The sequence below is a fragment of the Gilliamella sp. ESL0250 genome (genome assembly GCF_013345045.1).
Lineage (GTDB): Bacteria > Pseudomonadota > Gammaproteobacteria > Enterobacterales > Orbaceae > Gilliamella > Gilliamella apicola_H.
The window spans coordinates 55,334-72,083 of sequence record NZ_JAAEDV010000008.1 but is presented as its reverse complement, the minus strand read 5'-3'; the positions used below and the strand labels follow the sequence as shown (position 1 = coordinate 72,083).

The window sequence follows — 16,750 nt, the reverse complement described above, 5'->3', positions numbered from 1 at the left end:
TTTGTTATCGGTGATGTGAATACAATTAAAAATAACACAATTGATGACCGTAAAGGCTGGTTAACTGATAGCTTTACTCTACGTAGTATTTTGACCAAAGTCGGTTACCAAAGAAACAATATCGAAGATGGGGCATGCTTTTATAGTTATTATAAATACTTTAGCGATAATCAATTTTATATTAATATTGAGTTTAGCGGCAGCTATGTGCCCGAAAAAAACATTCCTGTGGTGCTTTACCATGTTAGTTTCAGCCAAAAGCAGGATTGGCACTATCATACTATAGAACTTAGCAAAGTTCCGCGTGTATTACTTGCTGAAGGTTATGCTGATTATATGGCTGTTGCTAAGGTATGTAGCGGATTTGATCCAGAATGGGAGAAGAAAGGAATATGAAAAAAATAAATGAATTATCATCACAACAATTAATTACCGCTATATTTGACCCAGTAAAAGAACTGGATAAAACCATGCCAGCGCGCATTACTCAATATATCTTACAGGGTGATGAAATAAATGTATTAGTTGATTTAAATCAATTGAGTCAGTCTTCAAACACAGCTAATAAACTTTATGAGTTACTTCGAAGACCTTGTGATTTTTATTGGACAGATATTTATGACAAACTCAATTCATCCGAAAAGGCAAGAATGGCTTTTTATCAGCGGTGGACTGATGATTATACTTTTGAACAGATAATCCGTTTTGCACGAGTTTTAACGGCGTTATGTAGTAATTTACGTTTTATTAAACTAATTACTCCAGAGTTACCCTCTTGGTTTCTATACCTGTTATATGATGGATTGATTACTACGTTACCGATTTGTTGTAACAATGAAGATCGGATTGATGAACGAAAAAATTGGTCAATTAAACAATTGTATGAGTTGTTAGAGATTGAGGAATCAGGATTAGGTAAAAAGTTATTATTTGCTATTTTTGACCGCCAAAATATTACATATAGCAGCTGTTTTCAATATTTCTTTATGATTAATGGTCTGTTGCCTTATATTATTGAGCATATTGAATTATTCAAACAGTTACCGAATCAAGGTATTGCGATATTAGGGCAAGTCGAACAATTAAAATATATTCGAAAACATCCTGAACTGAAAATACCGCTGATTGATTTTATTGCTGTGCAGTCATTAAATAGCTCCAAACAAATTAGTCAGCTAGCAACTGAAATGTTACTTAGTTCCCCTGTCGAAATAGTAAAGCCCCATTTACAACGTTTGTTAACTGCTGGCACAGTTAAGCAGCGTAGTCATGCTGCCGCATTACAGGCTAGAATATCCTCTGATCCGACAATTTTGCAACAAGCTTTGACTAACGAAACCAACAAAACGGTCATAGCTGCTATCGAGAGTGCTTTATCACGACTTGAAAGTGCAAATACAGCCGAACAACAAGCAACTTTGATAATTCCTGATTTTGAGCCAATCGATGATGTTGATTTACCCATTATTGCTCGTGATATTTTGCAGCAAAATTATGAAGAACATTTAATAGAAAGTGAAAAAGCGGCACAAAAAGAAGTTGAAGATAACAAAAAATATAACCTTCCATACAATTGGGCAAGAAAATACTATAAAACGTTAAAAACGATTACCTCACAGGATTTAGATGATGTCTATCACTATTTAAATGGTAAGATTGAATATTCGGCGTTACTCAAAAAAATCAATAAAAATATCGATATTACATTTTTATTAGCCAAAAAAAGGTTACAGAATCTACCTGAATTTACGCTTTTTCATCTATTACGAGCGACTCAATTAGCTGATAAAGATATAGGCGTTTATTATTTCGAAAGATTATATGAAAAAAATGAATTTATAAAAAAATTAGATCTTAGACAAATTGCTGATGTATTAGTAAAAATCAATTATTCTCAGCATGTGCCCTATGTCGTTGCTGTGCCATTTTTAACCAAAGATACCTATCACGATGTCTATGAAAATGAACCACACAAATTATGGCCATTTTTTGCTGAAAACGAATTTTTGCTTGATGAGGCCTTAGGTTTTGCTGCCAAACAAGAAGCCTGGTCTTATCTTAATGTTGATGTAGAAAGTACCATTAAAATATTACAAACTTTCCCAAATATTCCAACTAAATATGTTGCTTATCTATTTGAATTAGCTTTGGGCGAAAGTAAACAAGTACGCTATGCCGCACAAAACGCTTTAAGTGTGATTACTAATATTCATTGCCAAGTTGAACAAGCTTTAACATCAGCAAAGCAAGAGGTGCGAATTGCCGCCGCTAATTGGTTAGCAGAGTTAGGAAAAAAATCTTCAATTAAAGCATTAAATAATGCCTTAAAAAAAGAAAAACGCGAAACTGTACAAGCTGTTTTATTAGTCGCTTTAGAAAAATTAGGCGAAGATATTAGTCAACATCTAACCGTTAAAAAACTATTAACCGATGCGCAAAAAGGCTTAAAAGGTAAAAAACCTGCTGATTTTGACTGGTTTGATAAAAATCTAATTCCGCCATTAACATGGAAAAATGGTGATGCAGTTGATCCTCAAATTATTGAATGGTGGGCGTGGTTAGCGGTCAAATTAAAAGATCCAGCTAATCCATTGTTAATTATTTATAGTCGCTTATTAAGTCAGCAAAGCCAACAGCAATTAGGCGAATTTATTTTACAAAGCTTTATTAAGCAAGATACGCGAATGCCAACGGTAGAAGATGCCGAAGCAAAAGCCAATTCATTAGCCGATAAGCGATTGCAGCGATATATTGGCTACTACCAGCAACACCCTCAATACTACCCTAGTTATGCCAATATTACTTTTGAACAAGTATTTGAAGAGATAAAAAAAGAGGCTTTGGCAGTCTATCTTGGTTCAGCCATTAAAGCGAAAGGATTATTAGCATTAACTAGTGGTATTAAAGGTCATATTGCAGTTTCGTTATTACGTAGTTTTATGAAAGATCATCAACAACGACGAGCGCAAATTGAGGCGATGCTTGAACCGCTTGCTCAAAGTGATGATCCGTTGATCACGCAACTCTTGCTATCGCTTGCCCGCCGTTATCGTGCTGCATCTGTACAAGAAAAAGCCCGCTTATTGGTAGAAAGTATTGCAGAACGCAATGGCTGGACTACTGATGAACTAGCTGATCGCACCATATCTACCGCAGGGCTAGATGATAATGGTGTGTTAACCCTTGATTATGGTGAACGCACATTTACAGCTACTTTTGATGATAAGTTTAAATGGCATTTAAAAAATGCAGATGGTGACGAAATTAAATCCTTACCAGAAGCCCGAAAAAGCGAAGATCAAGCCTTAGTGAAAGAGGCAAAAAAACAGTTTTCCAACAGTAAAAAAGAACTAACGCAATTGCTCAATATGCAAATTACCCGCTTTTATGAAGCTATGTGTACACAGCGTCAATGGCGAGTAGAGGATTGGCAAAAATACCTACAGCCACATCCTATCGTAGGACGGCTTATTCAACGTTTAATCTGGCTTGAATTAGATGAAAATGGACAGGTGATAAGCAGCTTTAGACCAACGGAGGATGGTAGCTTAATTACAACTGAAGATGACGAAATAGAACTAAATGAAGGAAATCGCATTGCCCTTGCCCATTCGGCAATGTTGCCAAGTGATATCACCGTAAAATGGCAAGATCATCTTAAAGATTATAAAGTCACCGAGCTATTTGATCAATTGACTCATTCATTACCAGATATGAGTAAAATTAAAGATGACATTATTGATGAACGTTTAGGTTGGTTAACTGACAGTTTCACGATACGAGGTATCTTAACCAAATTGGATTATAAGCGTGACAATGTTGAAGATGCAGGTTGTTTTTATGGTTATTATAAGTATTTTGCTAGTCTTAACCTGTATATTAATATTGAATTTAGTGGCAGCATGGTACCAGAAGAAAATATCCCTGTTGCTCTTTTTGACCTCTATTTTAGTAAAAAGCCAGGTTTAAAAGATAGAGCAATAGCACTCAATAAATTGCCGCCAGTGTTACTCGCTGAAGGTTATGCTAACTATATGGCGGTTGCAGATGCGTGTAGTGGCTTTGATCCTGATTGGGAGGATAAGTTACTATGGTAAAGGATAGCGCTAACAGCAATGAATGCAATTTATTAGCATGTTTTGAGATTTTGCGGGGATTAGATAAATTGATTCCTGAGCGAATTTGTAAATATATTTTACAAGGTCAAGATCCTCAAGTTTTAGAGGATCTAAATCAATTATCGCAAATGTATAATAATGAGAAGCGAGTTTATGGGCGTCTAGGCTTTCCTGGTGCGACTAATATCATTTATTATTTCACTGAGAAAAAGCAACCAATAAAAGCGAGAGCACTATTTTATCGACAATGGACGGATAACTATACGCCAGAACAGATTATCCGTTTTGGTAAGGTATTGGCTGCAACCTATATTGAAAATATGCAGCAAAGTCGCGTTTATTCAGAACAAAAAAATATTGATGTCATCACGCCAAATTTACCTTTATGGTTTTTATATCTATTTTTAGATGGATTGGTTTCAACTTTGTTTAGCTATAATCAAAATGCTGAACAAATTATTCTTGAACGTCAAAATTGGTCTGTTCAACAATTACATCAATTGCTCGAAATAGAACAAAAAGGGCTAGGGAAACAGCTATTATTTGCTATTTTTGACCGCCAACAAACACCAGAATCTTATTTAAAGTGTTTTCATTATGTGTTTATGATTAATGGTTTATTGCCCTATATTTATGATCATCTTGAATGGTTTAAAACCTTGCCTGAACAGGGTCTTTCTAGAGTCGGTCAATTACAGCAATTACAATATATTGCCAACCAAGTCGAACTTAAACAAGATGTGATTGATTTGCTTGTAAAACAATCAACAAGTAACATAAAAGCAATCAGTGAGTTGGCAACAACCTTATTACTAAGTTTACCAATTGACATAGTGCAAACTGAGTTACAAGCTTTATTAGACCAAGGAACGCCTAAGCAACGTTGCCATGCGGTAAACTTATTGGCTAGATTATCCGTTGATCGCCAGATTTTAGAAGAAGTATTAACTCGGCAGACCAATAAAACCGTGATTAAAACTATTGAAGGTGCACTATCACGATTAAGTGGCAATGAGGATGCTAAACAGCAAGAAATCGAATTAATTATTCCTCCTTTTGAATCGGTCGTTGAAGTTGATTTACCTTCTAAAGCACGAGATATTTTACAACAAAACTACCAAGAAGTATTAGTTCAACAGCAAAAGAAAGCAGAACAGGAAATTCAATATAACCAAGAGTATGGTTACAAAATAACATCTGAGCAACAGCGTTATGCGCAATTAAAAATAATTACTGTTAGTGATTTAGATGCGATTTTTGATTGTTTAAATGGTAAAGGTGATATCGATCAGACGGATATAAAAAACAAATTAATTTATGAAGTTATTTTGAATAAAGGGCGTTTGCCATCGTTGCCCGAATTTAATCTTTACCACTTATTACGTGCGGAAAAAATTTGTCATCGTAAGCCTAATTCCTTTCATTTAGGTTTGAGTTTTTCTCATCATGAAATCTTGTTACGTACTGACTTACGCCAGTTAGTTGAAGTAATGAATAAAATAGATTATGTGCCAGATGCGAAACGTACCATCGCTGCCGCATTTTTAATGAATTATTATTATGAAACCACAACTGAGGTCGATCCTAATTTAGTTTGGCCATTTTTTGCCGAAAATTCCGTTTATCTTGATGAAGCATTGGGACTATTGCCAAGTCAGGAAGTGCAAAACAGTGATTATTTTTTTGAGAAAGAACGAGGGATAAAAATATTAACCTTTTTCCCGAAGTTACCCGCTAAATATGTGACTTATCTGCTTGAACTGGCATTAGGTGAAATTCAATCATTACGTTTATTAGCGCAAAAAGCATTAAGTGTGTTGCCTGATATTCATTGCCGAGTGGAAGAGGCGTTGATGTCAACTAAACAATCGCAGCGTATTTTAGCTGCCAAGTGGCTAGTAAAATTAGGACAGAAATCATCAATAAAAGCACTAAATAATGCGCTAAACAAAGAGAAATCTGAATCGGTGCAAGCAACGTTATTAGCTGCACTTGAAAGTTTAGGTGAAAATATAAACCAGTATTTAACGCCAGCTAAATTACTTGATGATGCACAAAAAGGCTTAACGAGCAAAAAACCAGCAGATGCTAAATGGTTTGATGAAAGTTTAATCCCAGTATTAACTTGGCAAAGTGGTAAGGTGGTCGAACCTCAAATTATTACTTGGTGGATTTGGCTTGCGATAAAATTAAAAGAGCCTGCTAATCCATTATTAATCATTTATACCCGCCTTTTAAGCCTCAAAAGTCAACACGAATTAGGGGTATTTATTTTACACGCTTTTATTAAGCAAGACACGTTAACGCCAACACTTGAAGAAGCCGAAATGGAGGCCAATTTAAAAGCAAAACAGCGTTGGAAAGATTATTTAGATTATGCAAAGCGTTATCCCGAATATTATGGTCAATATGAAAATATGACTTTAAACGAAGCTTTCGAAATGATAAAGCAAGAAGTACTTTCTCGCTTAGTGGGTTCAGCCATTAAATCAAAAGGTGTATTATCACTAATTGGTGGCATACAAGGTAATGTCGCTGTATCGATAGTAAAAAACTATATTAAAAATTACCAAATCAGGCGTGGTCAAATTGAAGCTATGCTGGAATCAATAGCTGTTAGTGACGATCCGCTGATTATTCAATTTTTATTATCAATTGCACGTCGTTATCGAACGCCGTCCGTGCAAAAAAAGGCAAAATTATTGATTAACCAAATTGCTGAGCAAAAACAGTGGACGGCTGATGAACTGGCTGATCGCACCATTCCAACCGTAGGTTTAGATGAATCCGGCGTGTTGAGCCTTGATTATGGTGAGCGAATTTTTACAGTCACATTAGATGATAAATTCAAATTTGTATTGAAAAACGACGAAGGTAAAGAAATTAAAACACTGCCCGAAGCGCGTAAATCTGAAGATGAAACATTAGTCAAAGAAGCCAAAAAACAATTTAGTAATAGCAAAAAAGCACTGAAGCAATTGCTTGAATTACAAACAGCTCGCCTATACGAAGCCATGTGTTTGCAACGACGTTGGTCTGTTTTAGCATGGCAAGAATATCTCTATAGCCATCCTATTATGCGTCTATTAATTCAACGTTTAGTGTGGCTTGAAGTGAATGAAGCGGGGGTAATTATCAAGAGTTTTCGCCCAACCGAAGATGGCAGTTTAATTGATTTAAATGATGACGAGATTAAGCTTAGTAAGGAAAACCATATTACTTTTGCGCATAGTGCATTGTTAACTAACGATATGGTCAAAACGTGGCAAAAACATCTTACAGATTACAAAGTTTCGCTACTATTTGCACAGTTTAACCATTCGTTGCCTGATGTTAGCCATATTACAGAAAATATTATTGATGATCGTAAAGGCTGGCTAACAGATAGTTTTACTATACGAAATATATTGATTAAACAAGGATACAAACGAGACAATATTGAAGACGGTGCTTGTTTTTACGGCTATTATAAATATTTTAGTGAGCTTGAGCTTTATATCAATATTGAATTTAGTGGTAGCTATGTGCCAGAAGAGAATATTCCTGCTGTACTTTACAATCTATATTTTAGTAAAAAGCAGGGTGGAAACTGCAATGCAATTGATATCAACGATGTGCCGCCAGTATTACTAGCAGAAGCTTATGCTGATTATATGGCTGTGGCTAATGCCTCAAGCGGTTTTGACCCAGAGTGGGAGAAGAAAGGATTATGGTAAAACACACACAAGCCATTCGCTTAAGCGCAGAACAACGTTATGCTAACGAGTTAAATAAGTTGCTGAAATTGGATAGTCATAACAATAAACCTAAAGGTTGGCAGTTATCACCAAAATCGGTGCGAACGTTTATTTTGGGCAATGAGGAGATTGGCATCAGCCGTAAATTTTTTGGCGACGATCCCCTTGTTGATCGAGCGATTGTCTCTTTGCTTGGTAAACAAGGTTTAATGTTAGTTGGCGAACCTGGTACGGCTAAATCGATGTTATCTGAACTGTTAGCTGCAGCAATCAGCGGTGATTCAAACCTAACTATTCAAGGCACGGCAGGGACAAGTGAAGATCATATCAGATACTCTTGGAATTATGCTTTATTATTAGCCGAAGGCCCAACTGAACGGGCATTGGTTGGCTCGCCGATTTACCACGGTATGCAGCAAGGTAAAATTGTGCGTTTTGAAGAGATCACACGTTGTCCACCCGAAATTCAAGACGTGCTTGTGTCTTTGATGTCTGAAAAGCAAATGATGATTCCCGAAATGGGGCAGAATGCCAAAATTAGTGCAAAACCAGGATTTAATCTTATTGGCACAGCAAACTTACAAGATCGTGGTGTGCATGAGATGTCAGCCGCATTAAAACGTCGTTTCAATTTTGAAACCGTTAATCCAATTACCGATAAAAACTTTGAAATAGAATTAATTCAAATGCAACTTAATCAGGAATTAGGCGAACTAAAATCGCAAATAATCATTCCAGTCGATGTCATTGAACTATTAGTAACAACGTTTCAAGAGTTAAGACAAGGACAAACGCAAGCAGGCACCAAGCTGAAAACACCAGATGCGGTGATGTCAACAGCAGAAGCTGTCAATATTGTGTATGCCTCAGCATTAGATGCCTATTATTTTGATGAGGGTACCTTAGAGGGTAGGCATATTGCTAAACAGCTTATTGGCGTTGTTTTAAAAGATAATGCTGATGATATTAAACGGATTCAATTTTATATGGATAATGTGGTGCGTGAACGAGCCAAAAATTCACCTGTATGGCATTCATTCTATCAGGTGTCTAAAAAATTCTGGAAATAATAAATAGATAATCATTATGGCTCGATCACCATTACCACAACGCCTACAAAATGCTTTAACATGTCGAGATGCATTACAACAAGTGCAGATCTATTTTGCTCCTGTGCGCCATCATAGTCCTGCATGTAGTTATGCTTTGCGGCAGTTGATCACGCAAATTAAGCCGACTCATGTGTTGATTGAAGCACCTGATAGCTTTTCAGCAATACTTGAGGAATTACTAAATAATAAGACACAGCCGCCCATTGCTATACTTTGTCAAACAGATCTTCAATTAGATCAAATCGTTCTTGAGACGAATGATGAATATGAAGAAGATGATACGGCGAACATGCCAGCGCATCAAATTACTCGCTCTGCATTTTATCCATTTTGTAGTTACTCCCCAGAGTGGCAAGCAATACAATTGGCAAAACAATACAATGCAAAGATTCAATTTATTGATCTGCCTTGGGCAGAACAAGTGACTCAAGAATTCACACCACAGCAGAGCAAATCATTACTTTCTGAGACCTATTTAAAACATAGTCAATACATTACTCAATTAGCTAAAAAATTACATTGCCGCGATCATGACGAAGTTTGGGAACATTTATTTGAATTAAGAAATTTTACCGATCTTGCTGATTGGCAAACATTTTTTGAAGATACCTTTATTTGGTGTGCAATGGCGAGGCTTGATTACGATTCATCATCACTCGAAGCAGAAGGCTCTAGCCAGCGAGAGCAGCATATGTTAACTGCCATTGGGCGATTAAAAAAATCAACACCCGATGCGAAAATTGTGGTAGTTACAGGTGGATTTCATACGCTAGCATTATTTGAAGGATTATGGCAAAACAAGCTTGTTTTACCGAAAAAATCCGATATTACCCGATTTAATCGACAGCAAAAAAATGGCGATCGGGATCGAACTTGGCTTATTCGTTATAGTTTTGATCGTCTTGATGCATTAAATGGTTATACAGCAGGGATGAACTCTCCTGCTTATTATCAAGAATCTTGGCTATCGATGTTGGCTTATGAACAAAACCCTAACCAGTCACAAACAACCCAAGGTTATCGCCAAGCGCAAGCTCTCGAGTTTTTGTCAGCTATCGCTGATAAACTGCGAAAAAAGCAAAGCGATAGTGATGCTATTGGCTTTATCCCCTTAAAGTCAGCGATTGAACAAGCCTGCTTATTAGCCGAACTTCGAGGCCATTACGGCCCTGGGCGTTATGATTTGCTTGATGGTATGCAATCGGCTTTTATCAAAGGGAGCATTCACGATGTACGCAGTGATTTTTGGCAAATAGTTTATCGTAGTTTATCGGGGAATCAATTAGGGCAAATTCCTGACAACATAGCATCCCCGCCACTTGTCAATCAAGTTTATGCAACACTTAAACAATACCGTTTTAAGTTGGACGATACATTACCTAAAATCACGCATATTGATATTTACCGTAAACCAGAGCATCGGCAACGAAGCCGGTTTTTACATCTGCTTGCCTTTTTAGACGTTGGATTTGCTAATCGTCTTGATGGACCCAATTATCAGTATGGTACGCGATTAACTATTATGTTCGAAGATTGGCAATATCTATGGACACCGATGGTTGAAGCTAGGCTAATTGAACTGTCAGAGCAAGGCACCCAACTTGAACAGATTGCTTTACAAAAATTACAACAGTCGATGGAACAATTAACTGAAGAAGGCACAGCACACTCTTGTCAGAGTGCGGTAAAAGGGGTGATACAAGCCGCTTTAATGGGATTACAATCCTACTTTACCCAATTATTGGCTAAGTTATCAACTTATCTAGACGTCGATAATAATTTATTGTCAGTAGTAAATTGTGGGCATCGTTTACTGTATTTATGGCAAGGTCGGGACTTTTTAGCGCTTAATGCTAGCTCAACTTTGCTAGCGTTGCTAGCTAAATTGCCACAACAAGCTTTTTTCTTGCTTGATGCATTAAAGCAACCTAATACAGAGCAACAGCAAGAAAATTTAAAAACATTATTATTATTTAGAAATCTAATCAATAATCTACCAGAGCAACTGGATGTAAAAAAGTTGAAACAGGATTTTTACCTAAATTTGTATCGTTTACAACCGCGATTAAACAAAGCGCCATTGATTTGTGGAGCCATTGATAGTATTGCTTATTTGGACTGTCAAATCAGTCAATCAGAACTCGATCATAAAATAAAAGTGGCTTTTGATTCAGGTGCCCAATATGAACAGGCAAGTTGCTATTTTATGGGGATAATGCAATGTGCGCCTGAATTAATTATCCACTCCTCACAATTATTAACAAGCCTTGATGAGTTATTAGCGCATTGGGAACAAGAGCAATTTATTAAAATACTTCCTGATTTACGGCTTGCATTTACACAACTCACACCTAAACAAAATGCAATGATTGCCGAAAAAATTTCTAAAAAATATAACGCCCAAAAAGAAAAACTGAGTTTTCAGCAATATAAATTTAGTGACGAAGACTTACAAAAATCACTTTCTTTGGAATTATCTGTCTGCCAACATATAGAGCAACAACAGCTACAAGATTGGTTTAAACAGTAAGGATTTAGCATGAGTGACAATAAAAAAATCATTGATACCAATAATGTTAATCATGTTAAGCGCTGGCGGTTAATATTAGGAAAATATGCTGATGAACATCTTAATCAGGCAACATTTAACCAACATGATCATAACTTAGAACAATCATTAAATTATCTTTATCAGAATGAATACCGTAAGCGAGGTCTGAAAATAGGTAGTGAGGATAATGGGAATAGTGTTCGAAAAAAGATTTCACCTGGTGGCAATGAAAATTCGGTATTTAATACCGTAAATTGGCTTAATAAAACGCGAAAATTGTTTCCAAAAAGCACATTTGAACGCCTGCAACAGCAGGCTATTGCCCGTTATCAGTTGCAAGGAATTTTAGATGATCCTAATGTTATTCACGCGTTAGAAGCGAATATGAATTCAGTTCGTTTATTAATGAATTTGCGAGGACAATTAAAAAGCGAAGTCTACTTAGCGGTTAAAGAACTGATTCAAAAAGTTGTTGATGAGATTTTACAAAAAATCAAATCCAATTTTGTTAATGCTTTGGCTGGCAAAAAAAATCGCTTTCGTCGTTCTAAAATATGTTGTAACCAAAATTTCGATTGGCGAGCAACAATTAAGGCCAATTTGAAACATTTTGATCAGCAAAAACAGCAAATGATTATTGAAAATGCGATTTTTAATTCTCGCGCCAATAAGCACTTACCATGGGATATTATTTTATGTGTTGATCAAAGCGCCTCAATGGATAGTTCAATTATCTATTCTGCTGTTTGTGCCAGTATTATGGCTAAATTACCTTCTGTTAATTTACATCTATTGGTTTTTGACACTCAAATTGTTGATCTGTCTCACTTAGCCCATGATCCTGTTGAAGTTTTAATGACTGTCCAGTTAGGTGGCGGCACTGATATTGCCAAAGCATTTAATTATGCTGAACAAAAAATTAAAAATCCACAACGAACTATTGTGGTATTAATTAGTGATTTTTGTGAAGGCGGGGCATTAATTCACCTTTATACAACCGTTTCAAGAATGAACAGTAATCGAGTCAAAATGTTAGGTTTAGCGGCGTTAGATGATAATGCTGATCCTGTTTATGATTTGCAAATTTCACAGCAGTTAGCTAATCGGGGTATGCAAATTGCCGCATTAACACCAGAACATTTTGCTGCTTGGTTAGCGGAGGTCATGCAATGAGTTGGCAACATATTTATTTAAATTATGATCAAGAGGCATTGGCACTTTATGCCAATATTGGTTTAGTTCGCCGTGCGCGTAAAGATATCGAGGCTAATAAAGTTACATTAGTTGAAAAAAATAATGAAGATTATTTAGAATTCGAAGCGGATGGTCAGCAAGTCAGGTTATCAGCTCAAGGTATTCAGGCCGCCAGTTGCAATTGCCCCGCTCTCGGACATTGTAAGCACATTATATCGGCTGTTTTATGGCTACAATCAAATGCTTCATTGTTAGATCCTATTACCGATAGCAATAACATCGATGATGACGATCAAATTAAGCTGTTAGATCAATCCAATGATTCGCATAATTCTGATAATAAAATAAGTACAAAACAGCTTGAAACAATAAGACCTTTAGCTAACGTGTTAACAGAATTGTTGTCATTAGATGCCAGCAAACTCTTAAAAAAAGCTAGCAAAACCAATATGTTTACCGCTTACCAATTGGTTTGTGACTGGCAAAAAAATCCCTTAGTGACAATTGAATATCAAGATTCACAAATACGAATTATTGTACCAGAGAGTGATACTCCCATTATTTATATGGCAGGCACTGGCTTTGATGGGATGATTTCAGCATTCCCCACAAAACAAAAAATGGCAGTACATTTAGCAGTTATTGCTTATCTATTTGAAAAAAATAATAAAATATGGACGTGGCCAATAGAATGTCGACAAAGCATAACACACGAGGTTGATCAGCTTTCTGCTGATGAAATTACGCTCATTAAACAGATTCAACAGCATATTTATACACTTATTAAGCAAGGTTTGTCTCATGTGAGCCATAGCCAAGCTGAACAGCTACAATTACTCAATATGTCGGCAAGATCGCAAGGGTTACCTCGTTTGGCTGCAATGCTTCGGCATCTTTGCCAATTAGTTGAATTACTTGCCAAACGTCACTTTACTGTCGAAGAGCAAGATATACTCCTTTTTTTGGGGCAGGTAAAAGCCTATACCGAAATGTTATTACATCATCAGGGTGAGCAACTATTCAAATTACGAGGTCGAATAAAACGCCAATATAAAACAGAATTACAAGCACTTGATCTCTTGCCATTAGGTGGGCGTTGGTGGCAAAGTAAAACAGGGGCGATTGGTGCAACTTTCTACTTTTGGGATAGTGAAAAACAACAATATCAAGAAACCACATTAGCCAGATCCTATAAAAACGATATCAATTTTAATCGCTTAATGGTTTGGAATAGTATGTCAATATGGCAAACATCTCCCTATATGTTAATGCAAAAAGCAATAAAGCTTCATCAACCTCGTGTATCAGATAGCGGCGAGTTATCGAGTCATGGATCGACTGGTACTTTACAAGAAACAGCATGGAGTGATGAAAATTACCATGATTTTAGATCAAAAGCAGGCTTTCAAAATTGGTCAATATTGAGCGACTATTTACAAGATAATAGTTTAGATGATTCTCCTTTTAATGAGATGTTAATTCTTCATATAGCCAACTCAAATAAACCTTATATAGACGAAATTAGACAAAATTTAGTTTGGAAAGTGCTTGATAATGATGGAAATAGCCTGTTTTTATGCATCTTTTGGGATGAATATGAAAAATTGCGTATTGATGTTCTAACAAGTTTTTTAGAAACTAACAATCAACCCTTAACCGTGTTTGCTAACTGTGTAAAAAATGATAACTTCTTAGATTTAGAACCTTTTGCATTGCTTTACAAAGATCAACTAACAGGAGAGATCAAAACATTAAGCCTGGATTTTGAAGATTTCTGGTATAAAAACAAAAAATCCATCTTTAAACAAAAATTTATCACAAATACTTATTTAGCACATAAACAGCAGCTAGGTGAAAATCATTATATGAAAGATGCGTTTACAACCTCAATTATTCAACCGCTTTTAACGATACTTGAGAGTGTGACAAGTTCTGGACGACTTGAATTATTGATAGAGCAAAAACAACAACTAGCCACGCTTCAATATGATTGCGATACCTTAGGATTAAACACATTAAGTACCGCTTTAAGCAAAATTCTCAGTCACCCACAAATAGCCATAACTCATATCTTACAAGCGGTTTACTTATGTTATCTCTTAAAAAAGACAAACTATCAATTGCCAATACGGCTTAGTGATTTATGATATAAAATACCTTATCGTTATTACCTAACTCTGATAGAAAATAATATTGTTTATTTTAGCGTTTAATATTCAATATGGTTCAATATTATTTTATGCTTGATGGGGTTTTTGAATGTTATCAATCTAACACATCAGTTTGATACCTAAAGTTAAATCGTTTAATACTGTAAATAATACAAAATTAGAATTATTTTAAAGAGTAACAAGTACTAATAAGACTTGTTAACAGGTCTTTAGGGTGTTATATTCAACATGCATAACAAAACAGAGCGGTGTGACTATGTCTAATATTATTTTGAGTAATATCATCGTAAATATCAGTGAATGAATAAAATCCAATGGCAACGGTGGATGCAGGATAAGGTTTACCAATTGCAATATTAAATAGAAATCAACTATCATTTTTAACTTACAAATACACAAAATTTAGAATGGGGTCTTATTTCTTTAGGATATAGACGCCATATCTCTTGTCGATGATAAGGCGTTAATTTTGTTGTTTATGTATATTTATTACAGCTTTTCCTTTTTATTTCAGTAAAAAATGAGTTACTCCTTGTGCTGATAGAAGATAGCATCAATCATGGCAACGCGACCATTCCAAGCTTGTTTTTCTTCTTTTCTTGAATCCTCAGGATAGCTAGATGACCACCATACTGAATCAATGATTCGTGCTATAATTTGTTCCCAATATGTTTCAAAGTCGATTTTTTGAGGTATACCAAAATCTTTGCATAATGCTGAGCGATTTTTCCCATCTAAACACACAAAGTAATCAGGGCGTTTCATTGCTAATAACCTACTTGCAATGCCAATCCCACATTTACCAGTAGGAAATGCCTGCTTGAATGTTTTAATAAATTGATTGTAGTGAGCTTCATTTACAGGACCTGTCAATGGTATACAATTAAGGGCATTTGATATGTTAGGATCATTATTATTTATTTTGCTATGAAATACTCCTGCACCAACCATGCTACCAAACCATTTCCACTTAATTTCTGAACCATCATCTATTAAGCCAGCCACTTGCTTTCGTTGTAATTTAGTAAAACTAGAGAAGATTTGTTTTTCTGTGAAGTAATTATTAATCTTTTGCAGAACCTTAATGCGTTCAGAAAATGAATCATCTTGTTTATCTATTGTACTACGTATTTTTTCATAATATTCATCCCATTGTAGTGAAAGAATATTTGACTTTATCATACTTTTTTTGCTTGTATATCCACCATAAACATTTCTTAGACTATCTAGTTTATTTTTATTTTTCTTCCATAAATTCGTATATTCAGTTATTTTTTCAGTCATTTCTTCTGCATATTCCCAATAACTATCAATGGTTTTCAATATGTCAGTAAATATCTTTTCAGAGCCTTGATCATTACTTGTGATATGAATCATTATTTCATCATTTTTTGTTAATGCTGCCTGTGTAAAATTAGCACTACCAATTAGACATTCCCAATTGCCATTTTCATCTGAAAATAAATACACTTTAGGGTGAAAAATTTTATCAGTTTTTAATATGAATTTTACATTACTATGGCTCGCAAAGTTTTTAATGAAATTTGGGTGAGTTTGATAAAAAAGGGTTCCAACTACCATTTTATTTATGTATTTTTCATTGTCTAATAATTTAGATGCAGCGTTTGAATTCATTGATGCCCAAGCAGTCGCTATATAATAGTTGGTATATTTTTCCATTAATTCAACTAATTTATTATCAATATAAGCTGGTTTGGTAATAATTTTCATTCACTTTTCTCCAATTTAGCAAAATGAACTATGAGGTTTAATGTATCTAAGTAGCTAATAAATCATGTAGAGTTTTATTTTCTGCCTTTTGAATTATCTGATATTTGCCTGTTATATCTTCTTTTGATTAAAGTAC

At 35.4% G+C, this 16,750-nt stretch carries 8 protein-coding genes; 7 read left to right on the top strand and 1 reads right to left on the bottom strand.

Annotated elements, in window-relative coordinates; translation table 11 throughout:
• The first annotated feature begins 15 nt into the window (after window positions 1-15).
• The 7 genes from GYY69_RS07690 to GYY69_RS07660 are packed head-to-tail and all read left to right on the top strand — an operon-like array spanning window position 16 to window position 14,859.
• Complete coding sequence (locus GYY69_RS07690; protein ID WP_174797146.1) at window positions 16-396, top strand: hypothetical protein; 381 nt, start codon at window positions 16-18, stop codon at window positions 394-396.
• A complete protein-coding gene (locus tag GYY69_RS07685) occupies window positions 393-4,097 on the top strand; it encodes a DUF4132 domain-containing protein (RefSeq protein WP_174797145.1) in 3,705 nt (1,234 codons plus the stop codon). Before GYY69_RS07690 ends, GYY69_RS07685 begins: the two co-directional genes overlap by 4 nt.
• Entirely contained in the window at window positions 4,091-7,834 is a 3,744-nt protein-coding gene (locus GYY69_RS07680) for a DUF4132 domain-containing protein (protein WP_174797144.1), read from the top strand. Before GYY69_RS07685 ends, GYY69_RS07680 begins: the two co-directional genes overlap by 7 nt.
• Window positions 7,828-8,925, top strand: a complete 1,098-nt coding sequence (locus GYY69_RS07675) for an ATP-binding protein (protein WP_174797143.1) — start codon at window positions 7,828-7,830, stop codon at window positions 8,923-8,925. Before GYY69_RS07680 ends, GYY69_RS07675 begins: the two co-directional genes overlap by 7 nt.
• A 16-nt stretch (window positions 8,926-8,941) precedes the next feature.
• The gene (locus GYY69_RS07670; protein ID WP_174797142.1) at window positions 8,942-11,497 is read left to right on the top strand and encodes a DUF5682 family protein; all 2,556 of its coding nucleotides are present in this window, start codon (window positions 8,942-8,944) and stop codon (window positions 11,495-11,497) included.
• Between the two features lie 9 nt (window positions 11,498-11,506).
• Complete coding sequence (locus tag GYY69_RS07665; protein ID WP_174797141.1) at window positions 11,507-12,691, top strand: VWA domain-containing protein; 1,185 nt, start codon at window positions 11,507-11,509, stop codon at window positions 12,689-12,691.
• Complete coding sequence (locus GYY69_RS07660; protein WP_174797140.1) at window positions 12,688-14,859, top strand: hypothetical protein; 2,172 nt, start codon at window positions 12,688-12,690, stop codon at window positions 14,857-14,859. The genes GYY69_RS07665 and GYY69_RS07660 overlap by 4 nt, the downstream gene beginning before the upstream one ends.
• A 549-nt stretch (window positions 14,860-15,408) precedes the next feature.
• Here the strand turns inward: GYY69_RS07660 and GYY69_RS07655 are convergent.
• Window positions 15,409-16,614, bottom strand: a complete 1,206-nt coding sequence (locus GYY69_RS07655; RefSeq protein WP_174797139.1) for a phospholipase D family protein — start codon at window positions 16,612-16,614, stop codon at window positions 15,409-15,411.
• Window positions 16,615-16,750: the final 136 nt, after the last annotated feature.

Excerpts from the sequence above, each read along its gene's own strand:
- GYY69_RS07685 (WP_174797145.1), top strand. The coding sequence starts at position 393 with ATGAAAAAAATAAATGAATTATCATCACAACAATTAATTACCGCTATA.
- GYY69_RS07680 (WP_174797144.1), top strand. The coding sequence starts at position 4,091 with ATGGTAAAGGATAGCGCTAACAGCAATGAATGCAATTTATTAGCATGT.
- GYY69_RS07675 (WP_174797143.1), top strand. The coding sequence starts at position 7,828 with ATGGTAAAACACACACAAGCCATTCGCTTAAGCGCAGAACAACGTTAT.
- GYY69_RS07670 (WP_174797142.1), top strand. The coding sequence starts at position 8,942 with ATGGCTCGATCACCATTACCACAACGCCTACAAAATGCTTTAACATGT.
- GYY69_RS07665 (WP_174797141.1), top strand. The coding sequence starts at position 11,507 with ATGAGTGACAATAAAAAAATCATTGATACCAATAATGTTAATCATGTT.
- GYY69_RS07660 (WP_174797140.1), top strand. The coding sequence starts at position 12,688 with ATGAGTTGGCAACATATTTATTTAAATTATGATCAAGAGGCATTGGCA.
- GYY69_RS07655 (WP_174797139.1), bottom strand. The coding sequence starts at position 16,614 with ATGAAAATTATTACCAAACCAGCTTATATTGATAATAAATTAGTTGAA.